At 67.4% G+C, this 23,653-nt stretch carries 28 protein-coding genes; 11 read left to right on the forward strand and 17 right to left on the reverse strand.

What is annotated here, in order from left to right; translation table 11 throughout:
- Positions 1–66 precede the first annotated feature (66 nt).
- The 6 genes from J0I47_RS07985 to J0I47_RS08010 all read right to left on the reverse strand — a co-directional run bounded on the left by J0I47_RS07985 (position 67) and on the right by J0I47_RS08010 (position 7,798).
- Positions 67–2,085 (reverse strand): oligopeptide transporter, OPT family, encoded by a 2,019-nt coding sequence (locus tag J0I47_RS07985; RefSeq protein ID WP_294046219.1) that lies wholly within the window; start codon positions 2,083–2,085, stop codon positions 67–69.
- Positions 2,082–2,747 carry a GNAT family N-acetyltransferase gene (locus tag J0I47_RS07990; protein ID WP_294046221.1) on the reverse strand — a complete coding sequence of 222 codons (666 nt, stop codon included), beginning with the start codon at positions 2,745–2,747 and terminating at the stop codon, positions 2,082–2,084. The genes J0I47_RS07985 and J0I47_RS07990 overlap by 4 nt, the downstream gene beginning before the upstream one ends.
- Before the next feature lie 114 nt (positions 2,748–2,861).
- Positions 2,862–4,067 carry a M20 family metallopeptidase gene (locus J0I47_RS07995; protein ID WP_294046223.1) on the reverse strand — a complete coding sequence of 402 codons (1,206 nt, stop codon included), beginning with the start codon at positions 4,065–4,067 and terminating at the stop codon, positions 2,862–2,864.
- Between the two features lie 110 nt (positions 4,068–4,177).
- Positions 4,178–5,689: a Do family serine endopeptidase gene (locus J0I47_RS08000; protein WP_294046225.1), complete on the reverse strand. Its 1,512-nt coding sequence runs from the start codon at positions 5,687–5,689 to the stop codon at positions 4,178–4,180.
- Positions 5,690–5,810: 121 nt separating this feature from the next.
- Positions 5,811–6,686, reverse strand: a complete 876-nt coding sequence (locus J0I47_RS08005) for a protease modulator HflC (protein WP_294046227.1) — start codon at positions 6,684–6,686, stop codon at positions 5,811–5,813.
- On the reverse strand, positions 6,686–7,798 hold the full coding sequence (locus tag J0I47_RS08010) for a protease modulator HflK (protein WP_294046229.1): 1,113 nt from the start codon (positions 7,796–7,798) through the stop codon (positions 6,686–6,688). Before J0I47_RS08010 ends, J0I47_RS08005 begins: the two co-directional genes overlap by 1 nt.
- Positions 7,799–7,870: 72 nt before the next feature.
- Between J0I47_RS08010 and J0I47_RS08015 the strand changes: the two genes are divergently transcribed.
- From J0I47_RS08015 to J0I47_RS08035, 5 genes are all read left to right on the forward strand, one after another.
- The gene (locus J0I47_RS08015) at positions 7,871–8,830 is read left to right on the forward strand and encodes an Mrp/NBP35 family ATP-binding protein (protein WP_294046231.1); all 960 of its coding nucleotides are present in this window, start codon (positions 7,871–7,873) and stop codon (positions 8,828–8,830) included.
- A gap of 103 nt (positions 8,831–8,933) precedes the next feature.
- A complete protein-coding gene (locus tag J0I47_RS08020; RefSeq protein WP_294046233.1) occupies positions 8,934–9,365 on the forward strand; it encodes a CoA-binding protein in 432 nt (143 codons plus the stop codon).
- Positions 9,366–9,418: 53 nt separating this feature from the next.
- A complete protein-coding gene (locus J0I47_RS08025; protein ID WP_294046234.1) occupies positions 9,419–9,769 on the forward strand; it encodes a hypothetical protein in 351 nt (116 codons plus the stop codon).
- Complete coding sequence (locus tag J0I47_RS08030; protein ID WP_294046235.1) at positions 9,766–10,200, forward strand: hypothetical protein; 435 nt, start codon at positions 9,766–9,768, stop codon at positions 10,198–10,200. Before J0I47_RS08025 ends, J0I47_RS08030 begins: the two co-directional genes overlap by 4 nt.
- A gap of 76 nt (positions 10,201–10,276) precedes the next feature.
- Positions 10,277–10,534: a hypothetical protein gene (locus tag J0I47_RS08035; RefSeq protein ID WP_294046236.1), complete on the forward strand. Its 258-nt coding sequence runs from the start codon at positions 10,277–10,279 to the stop codon at positions 10,532–10,534.
- A 9-nt stretch (positions 10,535–10,543) separates the two neighbouring features.
- On the opposite strand, the gene J0I47_RS08040 is transcribed toward J0I47_RS08035, so the two are convergent.
- From J0I47_RS08040 to J0I47_RS08050, 3 genes are read right to left on the reverse strand one after another with little or no spacing between them, the layout of a single operon-like run.
- Complete coding sequence (locus J0I47_RS08040) at positions 10,544–11,833, reverse strand: homoserine dehydrogenase (RefSeq protein ID WP_294046238.1); 1,290 nt, start codon at positions 11,831–11,833, stop codon at positions 10,544–10,546.
- A 42-nt stretch (positions 11,834–11,875) separates the two neighbouring features.
- Positions 11,876–12,241: a hypothetical protein gene (locus J0I47_RS08045; protein ID WP_294046239.1), complete on the reverse strand. Its 366-nt coding sequence runs from the start codon at positions 12,239–12,241 to the stop codon at positions 11,876–11,878.
- A gap of 47 nt (positions 12,242–12,288) precedes the next feature.
- On the reverse strand, positions 12,289–13,242 hold the full coding sequence (locus tag J0I47_RS08050) for a 2-oxoglutarate and iron-dependent oxygenase domain-containing protein (protein ID WP_294046241.1): 954 nt from the start codon (positions 13,240–13,242) through the stop codon (positions 12,289–12,291).
- 164 nt (positions 13,243–13,406) lie between these two features.
- Between J0I47_RS08050 and J0I47_RS08055 the strand changes: the two genes are divergently transcribed.
- The 5 genes from J0I47_RS08055 (at position 13,407) to J0I47_RS08075 (ending at position 17,192) form a co-directional block, all read left to right on the forward strand.
- Positions 13,407–14,636 carry a multidrug effflux MFS transporter gene (locus J0I47_RS08055; protein ID WP_294046243.1) on the forward strand — a complete coding sequence of 410 codons (1,230 nt, stop codon included), beginning with the start codon at positions 13,407–13,409 and terminating at the stop codon, positions 14,634–14,636.
- An 85-nt stretch (positions 14,637–14,721) separates the two neighbouring features.
- Positions 14,722–15,051, forward strand: coding sequence for a DNA primase (locus tag J0I47_RS08060; RefSeq protein ID WP_294046245.1), 330 nt, complete (start codon positions 14,722–14,724; stop codon positions 15,049–15,051).
- A gap of 74 nt (positions 15,052–15,125) precedes the next feature.
- Positions 15,126–15,716: a YdeI/OmpD-associated family protein gene (locus tag J0I47_RS08065; RefSeq protein WP_294046246.1), complete on the forward strand. Its 591-nt coding sequence runs from the start codon at positions 15,126–15,128 to the stop codon at positions 15,714–15,716.
- Between the two features lie 321 nt (positions 15,717–16,037).
- Entirely contained in the window at positions 16,038–16,445 is a 408-nt protein-coding gene (locus J0I47_RS08070; RefSeq protein WP_294046248.1) for a biopolymer transporter ExbD, read from the forward strand.
- Positions 16,446–16,517: 72 nt separating this feature from the next.
- Positions 16,518–17,192 (forward strand): hypothetical protein, encoded by a 675-nt coding sequence (locus J0I47_RS08075; protein WP_294046250.1) that lies wholly within the window; start codon positions 16,518–16,520, stop codon positions 17,190–17,192.
- A gap of 22 nt (positions 17,193–17,214) precedes the next feature.
- Here the strand turns inward: J0I47_RS08075 and J0I47_RS08080 are convergent, their stop codons facing one another.
- From J0I47_RS08080 to J0I47_RS08105, 6 genes are all read right to left on the reverse strand, one after another.
- Positions 17,215–17,730 carry a CHRD domain-containing protein gene (locus tag J0I47_RS08080; protein WP_294046252.1) on the reverse strand — a complete coding sequence of 172 codons (516 nt, stop codon included), beginning with the start codon at positions 17,728–17,730 and terminating at the stop codon, positions 17,215–17,217.
- Between the two features lie 206 nt (positions 17,731–17,936).
- Positions 17,937–18,068 carry a hypothetical protein gene (locus J0I47_RS08085; protein WP_294046254.1) on the reverse strand — a complete coding sequence of 44 codons (132 nt, stop codon included), beginning with the start codon at positions 18,066–18,068 and terminating at the stop codon, positions 17,937–17,939.
- Between the two features lie 417 nt (positions 18,069–18,485).
- The gene (locus tag J0I47_RS08090; protein WP_294046256.1) at positions 18,486–18,995 is read right to left on the reverse strand and encodes a hypothetical protein; all 510 of its coding nucleotides are present in this window, start codon (positions 18,993–18,995) and stop codon (positions 18,486–18,488) included.
- A gap of 179 nt (positions 18,996–19,174) precedes the next feature.
- Positions 19,175–20,242 (reverse strand): ribonucleotide-diphosphate reductase subunit beta, encoded by a 1,068-nt coding sequence (locus J0I47_RS08095; protein WP_294046257.1) that lies wholly within the window; start codon positions 20,240–20,242, stop codon positions 19,175–19,177.
- Between the two features lie 17 nt (positions 20,243–20,259).
- A complete protein-coding gene (locus J0I47_RS08100) occupies positions 20,260–20,448 on the reverse strand; it encodes a hypothetical protein (protein WP_294046259.1) in 189 nt (62 codons plus the stop codon).
- Positions 20,445–20,639, reverse strand: a complete 195-nt coding sequence (locus J0I47_RS08105) for a hypothetical protein (RefSeq protein ID WP_294046261.1) — start codon at positions 20,637–20,639, stop codon at positions 20,445–20,447. Before J0I47_RS08105 ends, J0I47_RS08100 begins: the two co-directional genes overlap by 4 nt.
- Before the next feature lie 173 nt (positions 20,640–20,812).
- On the opposite strand from J0I47_RS08105, the gene J0I47_RS08110 reads away from it, so the two are divergent.
- Positions 20,813–21,076 (forward strand): DUF2171 domain-containing protein, encoded by a 264-nt coding sequence (locus J0I47_RS08110; RefSeq protein ID WP_294046262.1) that lies wholly within the window; start codon positions 20,813–20,815, stop codon positions 21,074–21,076.
- A 151-nt stretch (positions 21,077–21,227) separates the two neighbouring features.
- Here the strand turns inward: J0I47_RS08110 and J0I47_RS08115 are convergent, their stop codons facing one another.
- Complete coding sequence (locus tag J0I47_RS08115) at positions 21,228–21,623, reverse strand: DUF559 domain-containing protein (protein WP_294046263.1); 396 nt, start codon at positions 21,621–21,623, stop codon at positions 21,228–21,230.
- Between the two features lie 55 nt (positions 21,624–21,678).
- Complete coding sequence (locus J0I47_RS08120; RefSeq protein WP_294046265.1) at positions 21,679–23,628, reverse strand: ribonucleoside-diphosphate reductase subunit alpha; 1,950 nt, start codon at positions 23,626–23,628, stop codon at positions 21,679–21,681.
- Between the last annotated feature and the right edge of the window lie 25 nt (positions 23,629–23,653).

The raw sequence follows: 23,653 nt of genomic DNA on the forward strand, positions 1-23,653 counted from the left end.
CGCTCGATTTTTCCCAACTGGGCCCCGGCCTTCGCCGGGGTGGGGTCAAACGGGGAAGCCTATGCCCTACCGATAGGTCGCGACGCTGTCGTCGCTAGGTCCCTCAGGTGCGACCGGCGTCCGCTCGACCGTCCCACGCGTCGCGGCGTACAGCCACCACGTCAGCCCGACGAACAACACCAGCCCGATCACCAGCTCCCAGCTCTCGAACCCGTCGCCGATGAACGGCAACGCGAGCGGCGTGTCCTTGCCGGTGCCGTAGACGATGCCGGCGAAGGCGACGCCCCACAGGCTCTCCCCGACGATCATGCCGGTCGCGATCAGTACGCCCATCCGGCGCGCGAACTCGGCGCCGTGACCGCGCTTGTCGGCCCATTTGTCGTACAGCCAGCCTAGGATCGCGCCGATCGACACCGGCAGGATCGTCGCCATGCCGAGATAGACGCCGATTCCGACCGCGAGCGGCGGCAGGCGGAGGCGCTTGAGCACGCCCAGCGTCTCGTCCATCGCGATGAAGAACAATCCGGCGACCGCCCCCCAGAACAGCATCCGCGCATTGAGCCCGCCGCCCAATACCCCGGTCGCGAGCGACGAGATCAGGTTGGCCTGCGGTGCGGCGAGCGCGTTCGGCCCGGCGCCCGGCATCCCCGCGAACCCGGCGGTGTCGCGCAGCACTTGCAGCACCGGTGGCACGACGAGTGACCCGAACACGACGCCGATGACCAGCGCGACCTGCTGCTTCCACGGTGTCGCGCCGACCAACTGGCCGGTCTTCAAATCCTGGAGGTTGTCGTTGGCGATCGTCGCGACGCCGAACACGATCCCCGTCACGATCAGCGCATAGGCGACCAAGGCCTGGATCGTCCCCGCCGGCTGGTCGCGTCCGAACAGCCCGACCAGCATCAGCGACGAAGCCAGCACCGACAGGATGCCGATCCCCGACACCGGCGAATTGGACGCGCCGATCAGCCCGGCCATGTATCCGGTGACCGCCGCGATCATCAGCCCGATGACGACGATGAACACGATCGCGCCGGCGATCAGCAGCGCCGCCGACGCGGCCAGCGGCCCGCCTGCGATCGTGCTCCACAACAGCCAGGCGGTCGGGGCCAGGATCGCGAGCGATCCGCCCGCGACGATCCCGATCGGCAAGTCGCGCTCGGTCAGGTCGAGCACCTGGCCGCGTCCGCGCGCGCGGCTCGCCGCCATCGCCGAGCGGATGCCGCCGATCACCGGCGCGGCGATCTTGAGCAGGGTCCAGATCGCCGCCACGCCGATCACGCCGGCACCGAAGAAACGAATATCCTGTTTGAACACGCTCGCGCCCAGCGCCGCGGCGTCGCCGGCGCCGCCCCAGGTAAGCAGCGGCAACAGGATGACATAGGCGGTGATGAGCCCGACCAATTGCGCGACGCCGACCGACAGCCCGACCAGATGCCCGACGCCGAGCAGCGCGAACGACAGTCCGCCGCCGACCCCGCTGACGCCCGCGCCGACCTTGAACCAGCGCATGATCTCCGCGGCGGCGAGCTTCAGCTGGGTCAGGATCGCGAACCCGGCCGATGCGACGCTGCCGAGCACGAGCACGCGCAGGCCCGCCGCGCTTTCCGCTGCGCCCTGCCGGCTCTCGGCGCCGATCGCGAGCACTTCGGCGGCGGCGCGGCCCTCCGGGTAAGGCAGGTCGCCGCCCACCACCAGCGCGCGCCGCAGCGGGACCGAGAACATCACGCCCAATATGCCGCCGGTCGCGGTGATCCCCGCCGTCGTCCAGAACGGGAAACCCTGCCACCAGCCAATGATGATGAGGCCGGGCAGCACGAAGATGATCGCTGCCAGCGTCCCGGCCGCGCTCGCGATCGTCTGAACGATGTTGTTCTCCAGGATCGACGAATCCTTGAAGAAGCGCAGGATCGCCATCGAGATCACCGCCGCCGGGATCGACGTCGCGAAGGTCAACCCGACCTTGAGGCCCAGATAGACGTTCGCCGCCGTGAACAGCAGGGTGATGAGTCCGCCGAGCGCGACGCCGCGCAGCGTCAGTTCGGCGATCGGGCGAGTGGAGGCGGCGGCGCTGGCGTTGCTCATGCCCGAACCGTGGCACAGTTTGCCGGGGCAAGCGAGGCCGTGGTGTAGTCGCTGTGCAGCGACCAGCCGAGCGTTTCGTATAGCGCGCGTCCCGCCGGTGTCGCGCACAGCATCGCGTCGGCGATGCCGCGCGCCGCCGCCTCGCTCGCCAACGCCCGCATGACGATCGAGCCGAACCCGCGCCGCTGATGCACATCGGCCGTGCGGATGCGGTCGAACACGACCAGGCCCGGCATCGGCACGATGCGTCCGCGCGCGGCTTCCTCGCCGGTCGGATCGGCAATGGTTGCGAAGACGATCCCGTCTTCCTCGCGGACCGTGAGCGTAAAGCCGGGCGGCGGCGTGGCGGGTCGATCCAGCATCGCGGCGACCGGCGCGGTCATCATATAGCCGGGCGTCGCGATCTCCCAGCCCGGCGGCAGGAGCGGGCGGACGGCATCGGCCGGCGCGCAGACCTTGAGGTTGAGCAGCGGCACGTCGATCCGCGCCGCGAGATGGCGGATCGCGGCCGCGTCGAGGTCGGCGAAGATGTACCGCCCGACCTGCTCGTCGCTCCCGACATGGATGTAGAGCCCGCCGTCGCGCGGCTCGGGCGGTGCCACCCCCCGCGAGATCGCCCATGCCTGCGCCCAGCGCGCGATCAGATCACGATCGGCGGCCATTATTTCGTCACGCCGGATGTGATCCGACATCCCGCTTGTTCCCGCTGCGAGCGTTGGAAGCGGGACCCCGGATCAAGTCCGGCGTGACGGTAAAGTTCTGACGGCGTGGCGGACTCAACCGAACCCGTTCTCCAGGAACCGCTCGGCGAACGCGCAGTGCATCGCGACGCCCTTGGCCATGACCGATTCCTCGATCGTCATCCGCGTGTTGTGGAGCGGCGGGTTGGTCGCGGGGTCGGAGCCGTCGGGCGCCACGCCGATGAACGCCATCGCGCCGGGCACTTCGCGCAGCACGTAGCTGAAATCCTCGCCGCCCATGATCGGCGTCGCCATCGGCAGCCACTGGTCGGGCTCGACCGCCTCCGACACCTCGTGCAGCAAGTCGACCGCGCGCGGGTCGCACATCGTCACCGGATAGCCCTCGTCGATCCGCACCTCGGCGGTCAGGCCGTGGGCCAGCGCGACATGTTCGGCGACGCGCGTCAGCCCGGCGCGCGCCTTCTCGCGCGTGGCCGCGCTCAGCGTGCGCAGCGTGCCGATCATCTTCACCTCGGACGGCACGATATTGTAGGCGGAGCCCGCCTCGATCCTGGTGATCGACAGCACCGCCGGGTCGGTCGCCGGAATCTGGCGCGCGATGAAGGTCGACAGCGCGGTCACGATCTCCGCCGCGACCGGGATCGGGTCGAGGCAGTCGTGCGGCATCGCCGCATGGCCACCGGCACCCTTTATCGTGAAGTTCAGCGCGTCGGTCGAGGCGAGCAGCGGCCCGGGCCGCGTGCGGATGCCGCCTGCGCGCGTGTTCGGGTCGATATGCAGCGCGAACGCGGCGTCGGGCCGCTCGATATCGAGCAGGCCGTCCTCGATCATGAAGCGCGCGCCGTGATGCCCTTCCTCGCCGGGCTGGAACATGAAGACGATCGTGCCGGGCAGCTTGTCCTTGCGCGCGCACAGGGCGCGAGCGGCGCCGACCAGCATCGAGCAATGCGAATCGTGGCCGCAGGCATGCATCGCGTTCGGCACCTGGCTGGCGAAGTCGAGCCCGGTCTCTTCCGGCATCGGCAGCGCGTCCATGTCGCCGCGCAGCAGCACGGTGCGGCCGTTGTCGCCGCCCCCGCGCAGGATCGCGACGAAGCCGGTGGTCGAGGTGGAGGTGTGGATTTCGAGCGGCAATCCCTCGAGCGCGGCGCGCAGCTTCGCGGTAGTGCGAGGACATTGGTTGCCGATTTCCGGATCGGCATGGATCGCGCGGCGCAGCGCGACGATATCGGCAAGCTCGGCCTCGCCGGCGGCAGTCCAGTCGGTGGTGAAGTCGTTCATCGCGTTATCCTTTGTGTTACACAAAGGCTACGCCGGGATCCGCGCCGGAACAACCCGACGCGCGGCTTCTCCCGGCGCTTTTACGACGCCGGGAGAAGCCGCGACGATCGTCAGTTCTTGAACTTGATCGGCACGTAGATGCTGCCCTGGCGCACGCGCGTCACGTACAGCAGGACCGACGGCCGGCCCGCCGCCTTGGCCGCCTTGATCTGCGCATCGAACTGCGCGGGCGTCGCGACCGGCGCGCGATTGACCGCGGAGATGATGTCGCCGCGTTGCAGCTTGCTGCCGGCGTCGCTCGACTGGTCGACGCCGAGCACGACCACACCGCTGATGCTGCCGGGCTGGATGCCGAGATTGTTGGCGATGCCCGGCGTCAGCGGGGTGACCTGGACGCCGAGCAGATCGCTCGCCGCGCGTACGCCCGGCGTGTCGGGCGTGTTGTCGCCATCGTCGCCACCGCCGCCACCGGGGACGAGCCCGGCCAGCTCCTCTTCACTCGGCCGCGTGCCGACCGTGACGTTCAGACGCAGCGGCTTGCCGTCGCGGATGACGTCGAGCCGCGCGATCGAGCCCGGCGCCATGTTGGCGACGAGGTACGACAGATTCTGCTGCGAATTCACTTCCTGGCCGTTGACGGCGACCACCACGTCGCCCTGCTTCACACCGGCCTTGTCGGCGGCCTGGCCGGGCTCGACCTTGCCGATGATCTCGCCGCGATCCTTGGGGATGCCGAGCGAGGAGGCGATGTCGTCATCGACCGGCTGGCGGCTGACGCCGAGATAGCCGCGCTGGATCTTGCCGCCCTTCATCATCGTCTCGATGATCGGCTTGGCCGCCTCCGCGGGGATCGCGAAGCCGATGCCGACCGAGCCTTCCGACGGCGAATAGATCTGCGAGTTGATGCCGATGACGTTGCCGTTCATGTCGAACATCGGGCCGCCCGAATTGCCCTTGTTGATCGCGGCGTCGGTCTGGATGAAGCGGTCATAGGCGCCGGCGCCGGTCACGCGGTTCAGCGCGGAGATGATGCCGGCGGTCACGGTGCCGCCCAGCCCGAACGGCTCGCCGATCGCGATCACCCAGTCGCCGACGCGCGCACGCGAGGAGTCGCCGAACTTCACGAACGGCAGGTTGGTCGCGTCGACCTTCAACAGCGCGAGGTCCGACGACGTGTCGGAGCCGATCACCCGCGCGGTATATTCCTTGCGGTTGAACAACGTGACGGTGATCGATTCGACCTTGCCGCGATTGGCCGCGGTGATGACGTGGGCGTTGGTGACGATGTACCCGTCGGGCGAAATGACGAAGCCCGATCCCAGGCTCTGCCCCTCGCGCGTGATCGGGGCCGAATTGTCGTCGCCGCCACCGAACAGCTGGCTGAGCGGATTGTCCTGCTGGCTGATCTGCACCTTCTGCTTGGTCGAGATGTTGACGACCGCCGGCTGCAACTTGGCGACCATGTCGGCGAAACTCATCGGCGCGCCGGCGCGGGGGGCGGCGGCGGCGATCGCGCCGGGCTCGTTCTGCGCGGTCTGGGCATTGGCGGGCAGTTGCAGCGCCAGCGATGTGGCGGCGCCGCCGAGGAGCATGGCAGTGGTGATGGCGTAGGCGTAGCGCACTATGATCGTTCCTCTCGTCTCGACGAAGCGTCGGTCGCGGCGGGATGTGGCCTTTCGAGGCTGAACGGCGATTGAATATGAACGGATTGCAAGTCGTTGCGACCGTTCATCGCCGTCCGCGTCAGCGCCCGCCGTTCTCGAATTCCTTCAGGTACGAATTGTCGGGGGTCAGGATCAGGTTGGTCGATCCCGCCGGGGCCTTGCCGTTGCCGTCGGGCAGGAAGGTGGTCTTGTACGACTGCATCGCGCGGTAGAAATCGTAGAAGGCCGGATCCTGGTTGAACGCGTCGGCGTAGATCTTCGCCGCCTGCGCCTGCGCCTGCGCGCGGATGATCGACGCTTCCTTCTGCCCGTTCGCGCGGATGACGTTGGCTTGCTGCAACCGCGCATTCTTCATCCGCTCGATCGCGGACAGCAACGGCGTGCCGTTGGGCAGGTCGGCGTGCTTGATGCGGACGTCGACGATCTCGACGCCATAGGGCGCGGCGATCTGCTGCAACCGCTTCTGGATGTCGTCCATCAGCTCGCCGCGCTCGGGGCTGAGCAGCACGCCGAAGTCGCGCTTGCCGAGTTCGTTGCGCAGCGCCGAGCCGAACAATTGTTGCAACGCGCTGGTGACGCGCTCCTCCGCCCCCGACGACAGGCCGACCGCCTGAAGCGCGCGAACCGGATTGACGATGCGGAAGCGCGCATAGGCGTCGACCTCGAGCGGGCGCTGATCGGTCGACAGCACCGACAGATTGTCGAGATCGACGTCGAGCACGCGCTTGTCGAGCCACACGATGCGGTCGAAGAACGGCATGCGGAACAGCAGCCCGGTGCCGCTGCTGCCGAGTGGCTGGCCCGGCTGGTAGCTGTTGACGGTCAGGATCGGCTTTTCGAGCCGGACGATGACGCCCTGCCGCGTTTCCGGCACGATCGACACGCTGCTCGCGATCAGGATCAGCGCGATCAGCCCGAACACGGCGAGCGACACGGGATTGCGAAGCCAGGCCATCAGCGGGCTCCCCCCTGCGACGCATCGGGCGCCTTGATGCCGCCCGGCACCAACGGGAGCAACGGCGATATGCCGCGCGGCTCGACGATGGTCTTGTTCGTGTTTTGCAGGATCTGTTCCATCGTCTCGTAATACATGCGGCGGCGCGTCACGTCGGGCGCGACCTTGTATTGCGCGTAGACCAGGTTGAACGCCTGCGCTTCGCCCTGCGCGACCGCGACCACCTGTTGTGCCCACAATTGCGCCTGGGTGATGTTCGACTGATATTCCTGCTGCGCGACGGAGACTTGCTTGAACGCCTCCATCGCCTGGCTCGGCGCGCTGGCGTTGTTGAGCGCGACCCCGACGATGCTGATGCCAGACTGGTAATCGTCGAGGATCTTCTGCATCGCGGCGGTGACCTGAGTCTCGATCGCGCCCTTGCCGCGGCCGATCACTTCGTCGAGCGAGGTGTTGGCAACGACCGCGCGGATCGCGCTTTCCGCCGCGGCCTTGACCGTCTCGTCCGGGTTCTTGAGCTCGAATACATATTGCTGCGGATCGACGATCCGCCAGCGCACCGTGTAGCCCAGGTCGACCAGATACTGGTCGCCGGTCAGCACCAGGTTGGGGCCGCCGTTTTCGGGGAAGTTGAAGTTGCGGATCGAATTGACGTCGATCACGCGAACGGCCGCGATCGGGGCGGGCGCGGTGAAGCTCCAGCCCGGTTGCAGCGTACCCGAATAGCGGCCGAAATAGGTAACGACGCCCTGTTCCTGCGGGCCGATCACGTGAACGCTGGTCAGGATAATCCACAATCCGACCAGCGCGCCGACCGCCGCCAGCCACAATGCGCGGGCATTGCCACCGCCGGGGAAGCGGAAGCCGGTGCCGAACCCCTTGCCGCCGCCACCGCCGCCGCCCCGCGTGCGGCGCAGGAACTCGTCGAGCGAGGTCGGCCGGGCCGGGCGGCCGCGCGGCGCTCCCGGTGGTTGCTCCCACGGATTGCGCGGGCCGGCGGCATCGTCGCCGGGCTTGTCGCTGCCCCCGTCGTCACCGCCGCCGCCCCAGGGGCTGTTCGGCTTGGCCATCAGGAACGGGGGAAGGCGCCACCCGGCGCGAGAGGTCGTCATGCGAGCCCTTATAGGTACGCGTCGGCGGAAAAACAGTGGCAAGCGGACGCGGCGTCTCTATCTGGCGCAACGATGAGCGAAGGGACGATCGAGAAGCGGCTTGCCGCAGTGTCGGGTGGCCGGGCGACGGCGCGGCGCGAGGGCGCGCGGATCAGCGTGATTCTCGACGTGACCGGCCTGGACGCGACCGCGCGCGATGCGCTGGCCGACCAGGTGCGCGCGGCGGCGCTGGCCGAACCCGGCATCGCCGAAGCGCGCGTCGCGATGACCAGCGAACGGGTCGGCCGCCGGCTGATCGCGGTGGCGAGCGGCAAGGGTGGCGTCGGCAAGTCGACCGTCGCCGCCAACCTGGCCGTCGCGCTGGCGAAGGGCGGGCGCACGGTGGGGCTGGTCGATGCCGACATTTACGGTCCCTCGCAGCCGACGTTGATGGGGGTCGAGGGATCGAAGCCGCAGGCGCGTGACAAGACGATGATCCCGGTCGCGACCCCGCACGGCGTGCCGATCCTGTCGATGGGGCAACTGGTCGCACCGGGCCAGGCGATCGCCTGGCGCGGGCCGATGGCGGCGAGCGCGCTCGGGCAATTGATCGAGGGCGACTGGGGTGCCGCCGACACGCTGGTGGTCGACATGCCGCCGGGCACTGGCGACGTACAGCTGACGATGATCCAGAAATACAAGCCGGCGGGGGCGGTGATCGTCTCGACGCCGCAGGACCTGGCGCTGATCGATGCCCGCCGCGCGATCGACCTGTTCGCCAAGGCCGGGGTGCCGGTGATCGGGCTGGTCGAGAACATGGCGGGCTATGCCTGCCCGCATTGCGGCGAAGTGTCCGATCCGTTCGGGCAGGGCGGGGCGGAAGCGGCGGCGGCGGAACTCGGCGTGCCGTTCCTCGGCCGCGTGCCGCTGGCGATGGCGATCCGCGCGGCGTCGGATGCCGGCACCCCGCCCGCCGCGGGGAACGCGCCCGAGGCGGCGGCGTTCGGGGAGATTGCGGGCAAGGTCGCGGCGTGGCTTACCGCCGGCAGGTAACTCCGTGCTCCTGCGAAAGCAGGAGCCCAGGGTTACCGGCGCTATCGCCCTTGGCTCTGGACTCCTGCTTTCGCAGGAGCACGGGTGAGACGTGGAGATTGATATGCCCCTGACCGCCGATGCCGATATTCGCGACCTCCTGGCCAGCGCCCGAACCATCGCGATGGTCGGCGCATCCGACCGCCCAGACCGCCCGAGCTACGGCGTGATGGCGATGTTGCAGCGGCACGGCTATCGCGTGATTCCGGTCAACCCGCAGATCACCGGCGAGCATCTCCACGGCGAGTTCGTCTATCGCGACCTCGACCAGATCGGCTTGGCCGTCGACATCGTCGATATCTTCCGCCGGCCGCAAGCCGCGGGCGAGGCGGTCGATGCCGCGATCGCGGCGGGGGCGAAAGCGGTGTGGATGCAATTGGGCGTCATCAATCACGAAGCGGCGGCGCGCGCCGAGGCGGCCGGGCTGACGGTGGTGATGGACCGCTGTCCGGCGATCGACATTCCGCGCCTCGGCGTGCCGCGCATCACCGACTGACGCGAAAATGCCGCATTCGGGTGTCACGTCGGGCGTCGGCGACGGAGACGGGAATGCTCTGGTTGATGGCGATGGGATGGCAGGCGGCGGCGGACGTCGATACCGCCATGGCGCATTACCGGGCGCTGACGCGCGCGACGATCGAATGCCCGCACGGCCATGCCGACGATGTCGTGGTCTGCCAACGACGCGACGCCGATCGCTGGCGGGTGCCGCTGGTCGAGCTCGACCTCAGCGATCCCCGCAACGAGCCGGTGATGTCCGAGCGTGAGCGCCTGCTCGCGCGGACCAACAATTGCCGGGAGAAGTCGACCTTCCTCGTCGGCTGCGGCAAGGCCGGTATCGGTGTCAGTACCGCGAGCGGCGTCAAGCTGCTCGGCGAGCGACGGCCGCTCGCGCCATGATCCTGTTCGCGCTCCTCCTCCAGTCCGCGACGACCGCGACGCCGCCGGTGCCGGAGAAATTCTCGATCCTCGTTCCCGTTACCGACGAGCCGTGCACGCGTCGTCCGGGCAAGGATGCTAACGGGCAGGACGTCATCGTCTGCGGCAACCCGCTGCCGTCGCAGACCGTGCCCAACGCGGCCGATATCGTGCCCGACGGTCCGACCCCGTCCAATCGCTTCCAGACCGGCAGCGGCGCGTTGGCGGCGCAGGGAACGCCGTGCCCGATCAGCCGCAGCTGTATCGTCGGCTTCGGGCCGCCGGTCATGCCGATCCTGAAAGGCGCGGCGGACCTGGCCAAGCGTGCCTTTGCCAAGAAGCCCGACAAGACCGGCCGCGTGCCGATCGACCTGAGCGACGACAATCCGCCGAAAGGTCGGATCGACCCGTAGTTCGGCCCCGATCCACGCAACCGCTTCGCGCCATGTGCGTTGAGGCGAAAGCGGGGACAAAACAGGGTCTTGGCCGATGCTTTCTCCACTTTTGGCCGCGATGGTCGGCGCCGCCGCGACGTTCAACTACAGCCTTCCGCCCGCGCGCAGCGCCGCTCCCGGCCCGCGCAAATGCAACGCGGCCTGCGCGCGCCGCTATCGCATCCAGGCGGCAAGCGACGACACGCCGTCGTTCAAATATCGCGCGCTCGCCGACGACGGCACCAAGTGCAACGTCGTCGGCGCGAAGCTCTGCACGACGGACGGCCGCCGCATCTGGCGAGCGGATTATTGAGTACAGACCCTAGAGGATGTGCATCCATAGCGGGTCGCCGGCAAGGCTCGACGATCCGCGCAGCTTCTCGAGCGCATGGGCGACCGCGCACTCCGGCCCCTCATGCGTGACGATCGCGACGAGCACGCTGCCGTCCGGGTTGGCGCCGCGCTGCATCAGCCGCTCGATCGACACGCCGGCATCGCGCATCGCCGCGGCGATCTCCGCCAGAACGCCGACGCGATCGGCGACCATGAAGCGCAGATATGCCCGCCCGCGGCGATCGCCGCTGTCGGCGGGGTCGAGCTGCGACAGGCTGGCGGCGGGCATCGCGTAGGGCGGGCCGAACTCGCCGCGCGCGATGTCGATCAGGTCGGCGACCACCGCGCTGGCGGTCGGGCCGTCGCCCGCCCCGGCACCCTGGAACAACAGCCGACCGACGAAATTGCCCTCCGCCACCACCGCGTTGATCGCGCCGGTCACGTGCGCGAGCGGATGGTCGGCCGGGACGAGGTGCGGGTGGACTCGCTGGAACAGGCCGCTGGCGCCGGCCTCCGCCACGCCGAGCAGGCGCACGCGATAGCCCATCGCGGCGGCCTCGGCGATGTCGGCGGCCAAGATCGGGCGGATGCCCCCGGTCGCGACAGCTTCGAAGGCCGGGGCCGTCCCGAACGCCAGGCTGGCGAGGATCGCGAGCTTGTGCGCGGCGTCGACGCCGTCGATGTCGAACGACGGATCGGCCTCGGCAAAGCCCAGCGCCTGCGCTTCGGCCAGCACGTCGGCGAAGTCGCGCCCTTCCGCCTCCATCTTGCTCAGGATGAAATTGCAGGTGCCGTTGAGGATGCCGTAGACGCGGTCGAGCCGGTTGGCGGCGGCGCCTTCGCGCAAACCCTTGATGACCGGCACGCCGCCCGCCACGGCGGCCTCGAACTTCAGCGCCAGGTCACCGCCTTCCGCCGCCGTCGCCAGCTCGAATCCGTGATGCGCGATCATCGCCTTGTTGGCGGTGACCAGGCTCTTGCCCGCCGCCAGCGTCGCGCGGGCGAGCGCCAGTGCCGGGCCGTCGGCGCCGCCGATCAGCTCGACCACGACGTCGGCATCGTCGCGGCCGGCCAGCGATCCGGTATCGTCGACCCAGGCGAAACGGCCGATATCGACGCCGCGATCCTTCGTCCGGTCGCGCGCGGACACCGCGACGATCTCGATCGGACGCCCGGCGCGCCGCGCGATCAGCTCGCCGTTGGTATCGAGCAGGCGGATCACGCCGGCGCCCACGGTGCCGAGCCCGGCAAGCGCTACACGAAGGGGTTGGTCGGTCATCGGCACGAGCGCGTAACGACGCTCACGCAAAAGTCCACCGCCTCAGATCGACGTGGCGGCGAACCCCAGCGCTTTCGCGACCGCCGCCCGGCGCAGCACGACGCTCGACGGGCCCGGGACGCGCGATCCGGCGAGACAGCTGGCAAACACCGGGTCGAGCCGGCGCGCGGCGGCGCTGGCATCGTCGGATCCGGCCGGCGCGCGGACGAACGCGACGCTGGTGGTGCGGTCGTGCCCGACGACGCAGCGACCGACCCCGGCCCATTGCCGCATCAGGTCGTCGCGCTGGCCGAGCGCAGGTCCGTGCGACGCGAACTGGTCGGATTGCAGGTCGAGCGCCGGCGTCGCGAACGCCGATGCGCCGAACAGGCAGGTTGCCGCCGCCACCGCGAACAAGGTCGTCTTCATCGCCCCCTCCGACCCAAACCGGTCCGTCGCGCGGTTTACCCCGCCGCTCAGGCTTTCACCAGCCCGATTTCGACGAGCCGTTCGTGGAGATAGTCGTGCGCCGTGATCGGGGTCGGATAATGGTTCGGATTGTCCGCCGTGATCGTGCCGGGCAGCGTCTCGATCACGAACTCGGGGTTCGGATGGAGGAAGAACGGCATCGAATAGCGCGAGAAGCCGCGCCGTTCGGGCGGCGGGTTGACGACGCGGTGTGTGGTCGAGGGCAGGACGTGGTTGGTCAGGCGTTGCAGCATGTCGCCGACATTGACCACCAATGCACCCTCCGGCGGCCGGATCGCCAGCCATTGGCCGTCGCGGTCGAGCAGTTCGAGCCCGGCTTCTTCGGCGCCCAGCAGCAAGGTGATGAGGTTGATGTCCTCGTGCGCGCCCGCCCGGACACCCTCGGCATCGGCCGGGATCGGCGGATAATGGAGCAGCCGCAGGATCGAATTGCCGTGATCGACGACGGTATCGAAATAGCGCGGATCGAGCTTCAAGTGCCGCGCGATTGCCGACAACAGGCGCAGCCCCGCGCTGTCGAACGCATTCCACAGATCGGTCAGCGCCTGCTGGAATGCGACCGGCCGCGTCGGCCAGACATTGGGCATCATCGTCGCCGCAGCCGGATGCCCCGCCGGCAAGTCGCGGCCGACGTGCCAGAATTCCTTGAGGTCGACGTGTTTGGCGTCCTTGGCGATCTCGGTCTTGAACGGCGTGTAGCCGCGCTGGCCGCCGAGCGCCTTGTCGTAATAGCCCTGCTTCTCCTCGACCGGCAGCGCGAAGAACTGCTCGGTCAGCGACCAGGCGCGATCGATCAGGTCCTGCGGGATGCCATGATCGGCGATCACCGCGAAGCCGAAGCGTTCGAACGATCCGCCGAACGCGGCGGCGAAGGCGTCCGGGTCGCGCGCCTCGTCGGCGAGGCTGAGCGTGGGGACCTGGGCGGAAGGCGTGTCGAGCATGGGTTCGTCCGATATCTGAAGCATGTATCGCCGCTGGATAGACCCTTGCCGGGGTTCGCACCACCCCGACGCGACATGCGGGATCGCCACCGCGCGAAAGTCGGGCAGCGGAAATTTCGGCAGCGGGGGTGACCGATCGGGGCCGCTCGGGCATTGGAGGCGCCATGCCGTCGCCCGCGCCTGCTTCGTCGAGCACCGACACCGCGCCGATCCGCTTCGTCGAGTTCGTCGCGCTGATCGCGGCGTTGATGGCGGTCGGGGCGCTCGGCACCGACGCGATGCTGCCCGCGCTGCCCGACATCGGCCGCGACCTCAACGCGGCGGCGCAGGACCTGCCGATCGTCATCGCGATCTATTCTGGGTCGTTCGGGGCGGCGCAATTGTTCTATGGCCCGCTCGCCGATCGCTATGGGCGGCGGCCGGTGCTGATCGGCGCGCTGGCCGGCTACGTGCTGATGAACGTGCTGTGCGCGGCGGCGGGCAGCTTTCACCTGCTGCTGCTCGCGCGCGTGTTCGCCGGCGTGTCGATCGCGGCGACGCGGGTGGTGACGATCGCGCTGATCCGCGACTGTTATTCGGGCCGGGCGATGGCCAGGGTGAGCAGCCTGGCGGTGATGACCTTCATGGTCTTCCCGATCATCGCGCCGTCGATCGGGCAGGGCGTGCTGCTGATCGGGTCGTGGCGGCTGATCTTCAACGGCATCGCGCTGGTCAGCACGCTGATCGCGGCATGGTTCGCCCTCCGCATGCCGGAGACGCTGCCGCGTGAGCGGCGCGTGCCGCTCGAGTGGCGGCGATTGGCCGCGAACTGGCGCTTCACGCTGCGCGATCGCCAGTCGGTCGGCTATTCGGCGGCGGTGGTCGGGCTGCAAGGCGCGCTGTTCGGCTATATCACCAGCATCCAGCCGATCGTTGCCGACGTGTTCCACCAGCCGCAGCGGCTGGGGATCGTGTTCGCCGCGTGCGCCGGCACGATGATGGTCGGCAACCTCCTCAATTCCCGCATCGTGATGTGGTTGGGGATGCGGCGCATCTCGCATTGGGCGATGACCGTCTTGATCGTGGTCGCCGCGATCAGCCTGACGATCGAGAAGACGGGTCTCGAAACGCTGCCGCTGTTCGTAGTGACGCAGGCGGTGACGCTGATGTGCTTCGGGCTCGCCGCCTCGAACTGCTCGGCGATGGCGATGGAGCATATGGGGGCGATCGCGGGGACGGCGTCGAGCCTGCAAGGGTTCTTCGTCACGACCGGCGGCGCGATCATCGGCGGGCTGGTCGGGCGCGCGTTCGACGGCACGACGCTGCCGCTGCACCTGACCTTCCTGACCGCGGGCGTCGTCGCGCTGACGCTGGCGGCGATCGTCGAGCGTGGGCGGCTCTACCGTCCGACCTGACTTTCGACGCTTCGTCGCACGGCGCGGAACCTAGCGCCGCCGATCGCCGTTCGCTCGGGTGACACGTCAATCAGGAGAGACGAGGATGGGCGGTTATCAAGTGCACAGCCACGGCACGGGCGACGACGGTTACGACGAGGAAGGCTATGACGAGAGCCAGCGCGCCGAAATCCTGGAGGCGACGCGCGACGGCCCGACCGACGGCAACCTCATCACCGACCTGCAACCCGATCTAGGCGACGATCCCGAAAATGACGACGTCACGATGAACGGCGACGATGTCGGCGAGGAAGACGACGACGCCGGCCAGACCGCGACCGCGATCGACGAGGACGAGGTGCAGGACGAACTCGACGACGACAGCGTCGGGAACGACGAACTGACCGACGCCGACGACGAGGCGCTCAACCCCTGAGGGCGCCGGTACCGGTGATTGCGAGGCATCCCTTCGCAGCCTAGGCTGACGGCCTGGATCGTGGGGGGATTGCCATGCCGAGGGATGCGCGGGTCGATGCCTATATCGCCGGCAAGGCGGCGTTCGCGCGCCCGATCCTGATCCACCTGCGCGACCTCGTCCATGCGACCGTGCCGGCGATCGAGGAAGCGATCAAATGGTCGATGCCGGCCTTCCTGTATCGCGGGCGGCCGGTCGCCAACATGGCGGCGTTCAAGCAGCATGCGGGCTTCGGCTTCTGGAACCGGCAGGCGATGCCGACCGGGCAGGAAGGCGAGGGGATGGGGCAGTTCGGCCGGCTGACGTCGCTCGCCGACCTGCCCGCGGACGCGGTGATCGCGGCCATGCTGAGGGAGGCCGTCGCCGCGATCGACGGCGGGACGGTGCCGAAGCGCGCGGCGCGTGCCGCCAAGCCCGAGGCGGCGGTGCCGCCGGCTTTGGCCGAGGCGCTGGCGCAGGACGCGCTGGCGACCGCGACCTGGCAGGGATTTCCGCCCGGTTGCCGCTGCGAATATTGCGAGTGGGTCGGCGACGCCAAGCGTGACGACACTCGCGCCCGGGTCGCGCAGACCATCGCCCAGCTGCGCGAGGGGAAGCGGCACAACTGGCGATATGCCGGCTGCTGATGCGCGGAAAGTGGCGAAGGTTGCGCGGACGAGGGCATCGACCGAGCCGGCTCCTCGCCGGGTCCGGCGGGTCGCCGGGCGGCCGTGAGGCGGTAGGCACCGGCAAGTGTCGGAAGTTGGCGCGATAGCCCGAAAACGGGATGAAAATGTGCGCAGCGCGGTCAGACCAGCCCGTTTGTTGGATTCTCGACCCCGGCAAAGTGCACGCCGACGTCGACGCGATCGCCACGCCCGACCCGCGCGTAACCGTCACCCGGCACGTCGCTTGCAGACCGGCCGCAGAAATGGCATGTTATCTCATATCGCAATAGGAGGATGCCGATGTCCGCTCGTCCCGCCCCTGAACCGATGGCCGCGATCAACATCACGCCGCTGATCGACGTCCTGCTCGTCCTCCTCATCATGTTCATCATGACCATTCCGGCGATGACTCACACGGTCGCGATCGACCTGCCGACGAGCCAGCCGGCCACGCCGTTGCCGCAGCAACGCCACCTCCTCGCGATCGGGCCATCGGGCGCGCTGACGCTCGACGGCGGGGCCATCGCCGCAAGCGCCTTGCCCGCGCGGCTCGCCGCGATCGCCGACGAGCCCGGCGGCATGCTGACGCTCGATGCCGATGCCGGCGCGCGTTACGAAGCGGTCGATCGCGTGCTCGGCGCGGTGAAGCGGGCCGGGGTCACGCGGCTGGGCTTCGCCGACAATGCGCGGTTCGCCGGCACGTTCTGAACCGGACGCCGAGGGAACGGGGCGGCGGGCGAGGCGTTCATCGCGCCAACCCCCACCGATTCGAGAGCCATCTTGCGTCCTTCGCTCGCCGCCGCTGCCATATCCGCCATCGCCGTCGCGTCGCTGATCGGCGGCTGTGCCCCGCCGGCGGCGACCACCAACACCGCGACCGACCTCAACGCCGCCGCCGAACGTGGGCAGGCGAATGTCGACGATTATGCCGCGCAGACCGCGCAGCGCCGGACGCCCGCGCCGTCCCCGTCCGCCACCCCGCGCCACGAGGTGCCGCTCGCGCCGGCCGATCCCGGCCAGCCCGGCGGCCTGCCAGACGACCGCACGCCGGTGTCGGAAGCGCCGTTTACCCCCGACAGTGCGCAGGGCGCGGCAAACGTCGTCCAGACCTATTATGCGCTGATCAGCGAGAAGAAGTACCGCCAGGCCTGGGCGCTGTGGCGCGGCCAGGGTTCGGCGAGCGGCCAGTCCGCCGATGGCTTCGCCGCCGAGTTCGGGCGCTTCCGCAAATACCACGCCAATGTCGGCGCGCCGGGCCGCATCGATGCCGGCGCCGGCCAGCGCTACGTCAGCGTGCCGGTACAGGTCTACGCCCGGCGCAGCGACGGCAGCCCGGCCTATTGGCGCGGCACCGTCGTGCTCCACCGCGCCGGCGACATCGACGGCGCGACGGCCGAGCAGAAAGCGTGGCGGATCGAGTCGATCGACCTGAAGCCGGCGCCCGGCAAGAGCTGACGGCCGCGCCCGCCGCGCGCCGTCAATCCTCCCGCGTGCGCCCGCTGATCTCGCCGTCGGCGAAGCGCTCGGTATGCACCACCACGACGATCCGCCCCGCGCGCAGGCCGTTGACCAGCCCCTCGAAATCGAGCGGCGCGTTCATCGCCTTCACCTGCGCGGCGAAATCGAGGTTGCGCGCCGCCAGCTGGAACCCGCCGCGCGTCGCGCGATAGCTCGCCCCGGACGGCGCCCCGATCGCGGCGTCGCAATCGTCCGGCCCGCGGCAATCGTTGAGCGTCACCGGGCCGATCGGCTTTGCGATCCACGCCTTGCTCAACTGGTCGGGCGCGATGCCGGACACGTCGGCCTCGATCGACACGCGCCGGCTCGACGTATCGACGCGCACCGTCGCGCGGCCGCCGGCGGGCGAGTTGGTCAGCGTCGGCCCCGCCGTCCCGCCGAGCACGGCGCGGAAGGTGTAGGTCTTGGCGGCCAGCGGCGAAGCGGAGAGCGCGACGAGCGGCGCAAGGCCAGCGAGGACGAGGCGTGGGGTCATGCGGCGCTGGCTAGGGGGTCGTGGCTGACTGCAGGATGAAGCGCCGAAGTATACTGACGTCCACGATGTCGCTCGATTGGCGCGCGGGGCCAAACTTGACAAACTTGACGGGAGTAGCGGGTTGCAACGGCCGGGGAGGCCGACGCGGCATAGGGGACAGGGGCGAGGGCGCGGCGGCATGTCGGAAATATATAGCTGGGGTCGGGTCAGTAGGAAAACGATCGGCGATCGGCGGTGAAGCCGTCGTGGCGGCGGACGATCGGGACGGGGCGATAATCGGCGCGTTGCGCGGGATCGGCCGGATTGATGTCGCGCGGCGCGGCGAGCCTGGTTGCCATGACGATGCTCCTTGGTTGGGAGCGGGGTCAGGCTTCGGGCAGCGGATTAGCGATAGCCAATCCGCGATTGGCTGCGCCGAACCCAAAGCGCTGCCGGCGGGTCGGCAATGCCGAACTCGGCCGAAGGCGCGGATTCGGTCTACGCCTAAGTTAATCCCTCAATTCCGTAGCAGTCGTATATAATTATTCGCTTAAGGCGCCCATCCTCATACATAATCTTTTTAAATAGTATATTCACTGTGGCCCAGTGTTTTCAATATATTGAGTTAAATAACGGGATAGATTAGGCACCGTTCTACCTGTTGCTCCCTTATCTACTCTAAATGGAATTGTTCGTCCGAGGTCTAGGAAAAACACTCTACCATATTTTGAATTAGCGTTTAGAGCGGCAACAGATACATCTTGCTTACTGGTTCCTTATTCAAAAACCTCCTCCCTGAGATAGGCTTTTGTTTTTTTGTTAAAATCAACAAGAAGCTGCTTTCCAGTTTTTATAGAAATATTCTGTTCTGGATGGTCAATCCAAGAATGGCCACGCAACAATGATGGGGATGTGGCTTCCGCGAGTGCCTCTAAATCGCCGTCGCGGAATATGTGGTCTCCAACTACAAGATCGCCTTTGCTGCCACTTCCGGTTGCCCGCTTCCAAGTTGCTTTAAGAATGTCGTAAAACAGATTTCCAGCGGCGCCGGAAGCCAGTACACCTCCTACTGTCAGAATTACGTCTAGACTCCCAGGACGGGTTTCCTGAAAAAACAGACGTAGCCGATCGTCGTATGGCTGGCGCTGCCTGACAACGCCGGTGACGGCATAGTGAGCTACTAAAGTTGCTGCGTGAGCAAGGCCGGCTAGTGATTCCAGACCATCGTTAGCCTCTACGTGGTGACGTCGCGCTTCTAAGCCCGTAAATTTAATCTCGATTGCCATAGAACCCTCTAAGCGAAGACTGTATGGACATCACAATAATATCAAGCTGAAGAATTAGTTCAAAATGGATCAACGCCGCGGGAGTAAATCCCGCGTCGTCGGTCGGCGCTGGCGGCGCCGCCGGCTGGTCGCGCCTCTTGGCGGGGATTAGCTTGCGCTAATCCCGCGCCCGGCGCGACTTACTCCGCCGCAATCCCAGCCTTAGCGAACATATCTCCCTCGCTCGCTTCGCCCTCGCCCGCATCCTCGTTCGCGGCCTTGCCCGCCTTCGCCTTCTGGCGCTTGTCGAACGAGTCCCACACTTCGTTCCACTGGCCCTTGGTCGCGGCCTTCGAATATTCGGTCGCGCGCTGTTCGAAGAAGTTGGCGTGCTCGACGCCGTTCAGCAGCGGGCTGAGCCAGGGCAGGGGGTGTTCGTCGATCATGTAGATCGGCTTCATCCCGAGCTGCCCCAGCCGCCAGTCGGCGATGTAGCGGATGTACTTCTTGATCTCCTTCGGGCTCATGCCGTTGACCGGCCCCATCTCGAACGCCAGGTCGATGAAATTGTCCTCCAGCCGGACGGTCGTCTGGCACACGTCGGCGATGTCGTCCTTCACCGCCTTGGTCAGGCAGTTGCGCTCCTTGCAGAAGGTGTGGAACAGCCGCGTGATCCCCTCGCAATGCAGCGTCTCGTCGCGGACCGACCACGACACGATCTGGCCCATGCCCTTCATCTTGTTGAAGCGCGGGAAGTTCATCAGCATCGCAAACGACGCGAACAGTTGCAGCCCCTCGGTAAAGCCGCCGAACATGGCGAGCGTGCGCGCGATGTCCTGGTCGTTGTCGACGCCGAACTGCTGCAGGTAGTCGTGCTTGTCCTTCAGCTCGGCATATTCGAGGAAGGCGCCGTATTCGCTCTCCGGCATGCCGATCGTGTCGAGCAGGTGGCTGTACGCGGCGATGTGGACCGTCTCCATGTTGCTGAACGCGGTCAGCATCATCTTGATCTCGGTCGGCTTGAACACGCGGCCGTATTTGTCGTGGTAGCAATCCTGCACCTCGACATCGGCCTGGGTGAAGAAGCGGAAGATCTGGGTCAGCAGGTTGCGCTCGTGGTCGGAGAGCTTCTGCGCCCAGTCGCGGCAATCCTCGCCCAGCGGCACTTCCTCCGGCAACCAGTGGAGCTGCTGCTGACGCTTCCAGAATTCGAACGCCCAGGGGTATTCGAACGGCTTGTACTGCTTGCGGGCTTCGAGAAGGGACATGGGTTAGCCTTTCAGACTCAACGGTCAAAGAAATGGAGCGCGATCATCAGCACGCCGAGCAGCATGATGATGATCGCGTAGATGCGACGCGTACGCGTACGCGTGACGGCGGGACGATCCCCGTCCCGTCGCCCGACCGACCACAGGACAAAGCCGAGGAAGACGAAGGCGCCACCGGGCAGCAATATGCGGAGGATGTCGATCACGACCCCGCCTCCCAGTTCGCCATCGACCAGGCCGAGAAAGCGAGCGTCAGCGCCAGCACGATCAGCATCGTCGCCGCGATCCGCCGGGCATAGACCGCGCCCTCGCTCCGCGCCGGCCGCCCCGCGACCACCGCGCCGGCGATGCCGACCACCGCCGCGACCGCGTACATGATGAGCGGGGCGCGGCTCATGCCACCCACCTCGCACGCGCCACGCCGTCGGACAGGACGGCTACGCCGGCCTGCCGCCCGCCGTGGCGAGTGGCGGATTTGCTCGCGCAAATCCGCCTCCGCCCGCGCCATGAAACCACTCGCCGTTCGCTGCGTTTCGCCCCCGGAACCGTTAACCTTTCAGGAGCGACAGCATGGCCGACCTCAGTCAGATCAAGGAACATATGGAAGTCATCGGCGCCGACGGTGTCCATGTCGGCACCGTCGACAAGGTCGAGGGCGACCGCATCAAGCTGACCAAGCAGGATTCGGGCGCCGACGTCGAGGAAGGGCAGGGCGCGCATGCCGGGCACCATCACTTCATCTCGGGCGGGCTCGTCGCCGGGGTGGAAGGCGACCAGGTGCGGCTGTCGGCCAATGCCGACGTCGCGGTGACATTCGAGGAAGAAGAGGCGTAAGCCTTCGGCCCGCGCGGAGCGGCAACGCCGCGCGACGGCTGAGCGAACCCCGGCCGCGGCAACGCGGTCCGGGGTTTCGTTTTGCCCTAATCCCTCTCCCCCTGTGGGAGAGGGAGGGAGCGCCGCAGGCGCGGAAGGGTGAGGGGGTCGCTCAACCATGAAGGACGTCCCTTCGCCCAGGCAATGCGTCCGAGATTGCGTCGATCACGCCATCGATATTTGTCATCACATCGTTGTTCCAGAAACGGATGACGCGATAGCCCTCGCTGTTGAGGAAAGCCGTTCGCCGGTCGTCGCGGTCACGACGTTCCGCGTGCGTGGCGTCATCGATCTCCACGATCAGGCGCGCGCCATGCGCGCAGAAATCGGCGTGGTAAGGACCGAAGGGTACCTGGCGCCGAAATCTTGCCTCGGGGAAGGTCGTTCGCAATGCCGACCAAATCAGGCGCTCGGGTGAACCGGCGTCCCGACGAAGTTGGCGCGACCGCATAACGGTTGCGGCGGGCAGCAGCTGGCGCTTGGTAAGGCCGTCCGCATTCCCCCTCACCCTTCCCTCTCCCACGAGGGGAGAGGGAGATTCATGGCTGCCTAGCTCTCCCACCTCACTGACAAGCCAAGCACTCGTCGTAATCCGTGCTCTCGCCCAGCGAGAATTTCGGCGCGTCGATCGTGTTGTCGGCCTCGACGCCGCCCTGGCCCTCGCTCCCGGCGAACCCGGCGCGCTGCACCGATTTTGAGCGAAGGTAATAGAGCGACTTGATCCCCAGTTCCCACGCGCGGAAGTGGAGCATCAGCAGGTCCCACTTCTCGACATCGGCCGGGATGAACAGGTTCAGGCTGGTCGACTGGTCGATGAACGGCGTGCGGTCGGCCTGGAGCTCGATCAGCCAGCGCTGGTCGATCTCGAAGCTGGTCTTGTAGCAGTCCTTTTCCTCCTGGCTCAGGAAGTCGAGGTGCTGGACCGAGCCGCCATGCTCCAGGATCGAGTTCCACACCGCGTCGCTGTTCTTCGACTTCTCGATGAAGATCTTCTCGAGATACGGGTTCTTGACCGAGAAGCTGCCCGACAGCGTCTTGTGCGTGTAGATGTTGGCCGGGATCGGCTCGATGCAGGCCGAGGTGCCGCCGCAGATGATGCTGATCGACGCGGTCGGCGCGATCGCCATCTTGCACGAAAAGCGCTCCATCACCCCGCGATCGTGCGCGTCGGGGCAGGGGCCGCGCTCGACCGCCAGCGCCATCGACGCGGCGTCGGCCTGCGCCTTGATGTGCTTGAACATCTTGAGGTTCCACGACTTCGCCATCGCGCCCTCGAACGCGAGCCCGCGCGCCTGGAGAAACGAGTGGAAGCCCATGACGCCGAGGCCGACCGACCGCTCGCGCATCGCCGAATACGCGGCGCGCTCCATCCCCGGCTCGGCGCGGTCGATATAGTCCTGCAACACGTTGTCGAGGAAGCGCATCACGTCCTCGATGAAGCCGTCGGCCTTGTGCCACTGGTCCCAGGTCTCGAGGTTGAGCGACGACAGGCAGCAGACCGCGGTACGATCGTTGCCGAGATGGTCCTTGCCGGTCGGCAGCGTGATCTCGCTGCACAGGTTCGAGGTCGAGACCTTCAGGCCCAGCTCGCGATGATGCCTGGGCATCGTCGAGTTCACGTGGTCGGCGAAGATGATGTAGGGCTCGCCGGTCGCGAGGCGCGTTTCGACCAGCTTCTGGAACAGCGCGCGGGCGTCGACCTTGCCGCGCTCCGACTGGTCCTTGGGGCTGCGCAGGATCCACTCGCGACCGTCGCGGACGGCCTCCATGAACGCGTCGGGGATCAGCACGCCGTGGTGCAGGTTCAGCGCCTTGCGGTTGAAGTCGCCGCTGGGTTTGCGGATTTCGAGGAACTCCTCGATCTCCGGATGGCTGATGTCGAGGTAGCAGGCGGCCGACCCGCGGCGGAGGCTGCCCTGGCTGATCGCGAGCGTCAGGCTGTCCATCACGCGGACGAACGGAATGATGCCGCTGGTCTTGCCGTTTAGCCCGACCGGCTCGCCGATCCCGCGGACATTGCCCCAATAGGTGCCGATGCCGCCGCCGCGCGACGCCAGCCAGACATTCTCGTTCCAGGTGTCGACGATGCCGTTCAGGCTGTCGGGCACCGAGTTGAGGAAGCACGAGATCGGCAGGCCGCGCCCGGTGCCGCCGTTCGACAGAACGGGCGTCGCCGGCATGAACCACAATTGCGAGATGTAGTCGTAGATGCGCTGCGCATGCGCCGCGTCGTCGGCGTAAGCGGAGGCCACGCGGACGAACAGGTCCTGATACGATTCGCCCGGCAGCAGGTAGCGGTCGTTGAGCGTTTCCTTGCCGAAATCGGTCAGCAGCGCGTCGCGCGAATGGTCGACCTCCAGCGCATAGGGCTGCGGCGCGACGCTGCGCGAATCGCGCTCCATGGCCGGTGCCTTGGCCGCGCTCGCGACGGCGCCGGCCATCGCTTGAGTGGCCGCTTCGATCGCATCCGTCGCCATGGTCTCGCTCGTTCCTTCGATATCTCTGAAATCCATCATCGCCCCTGCCGTCCCTCTCGTA

It is taken from the genome of Sphingomonas sp. (assembly GCF_017304635.1).
Taxonomy (GTDB): Bacteria; Pseudomonadota; Alphaproteobacteria; order Sphingomonadales; family Sphingomonadaceae; genus Sphingomonas.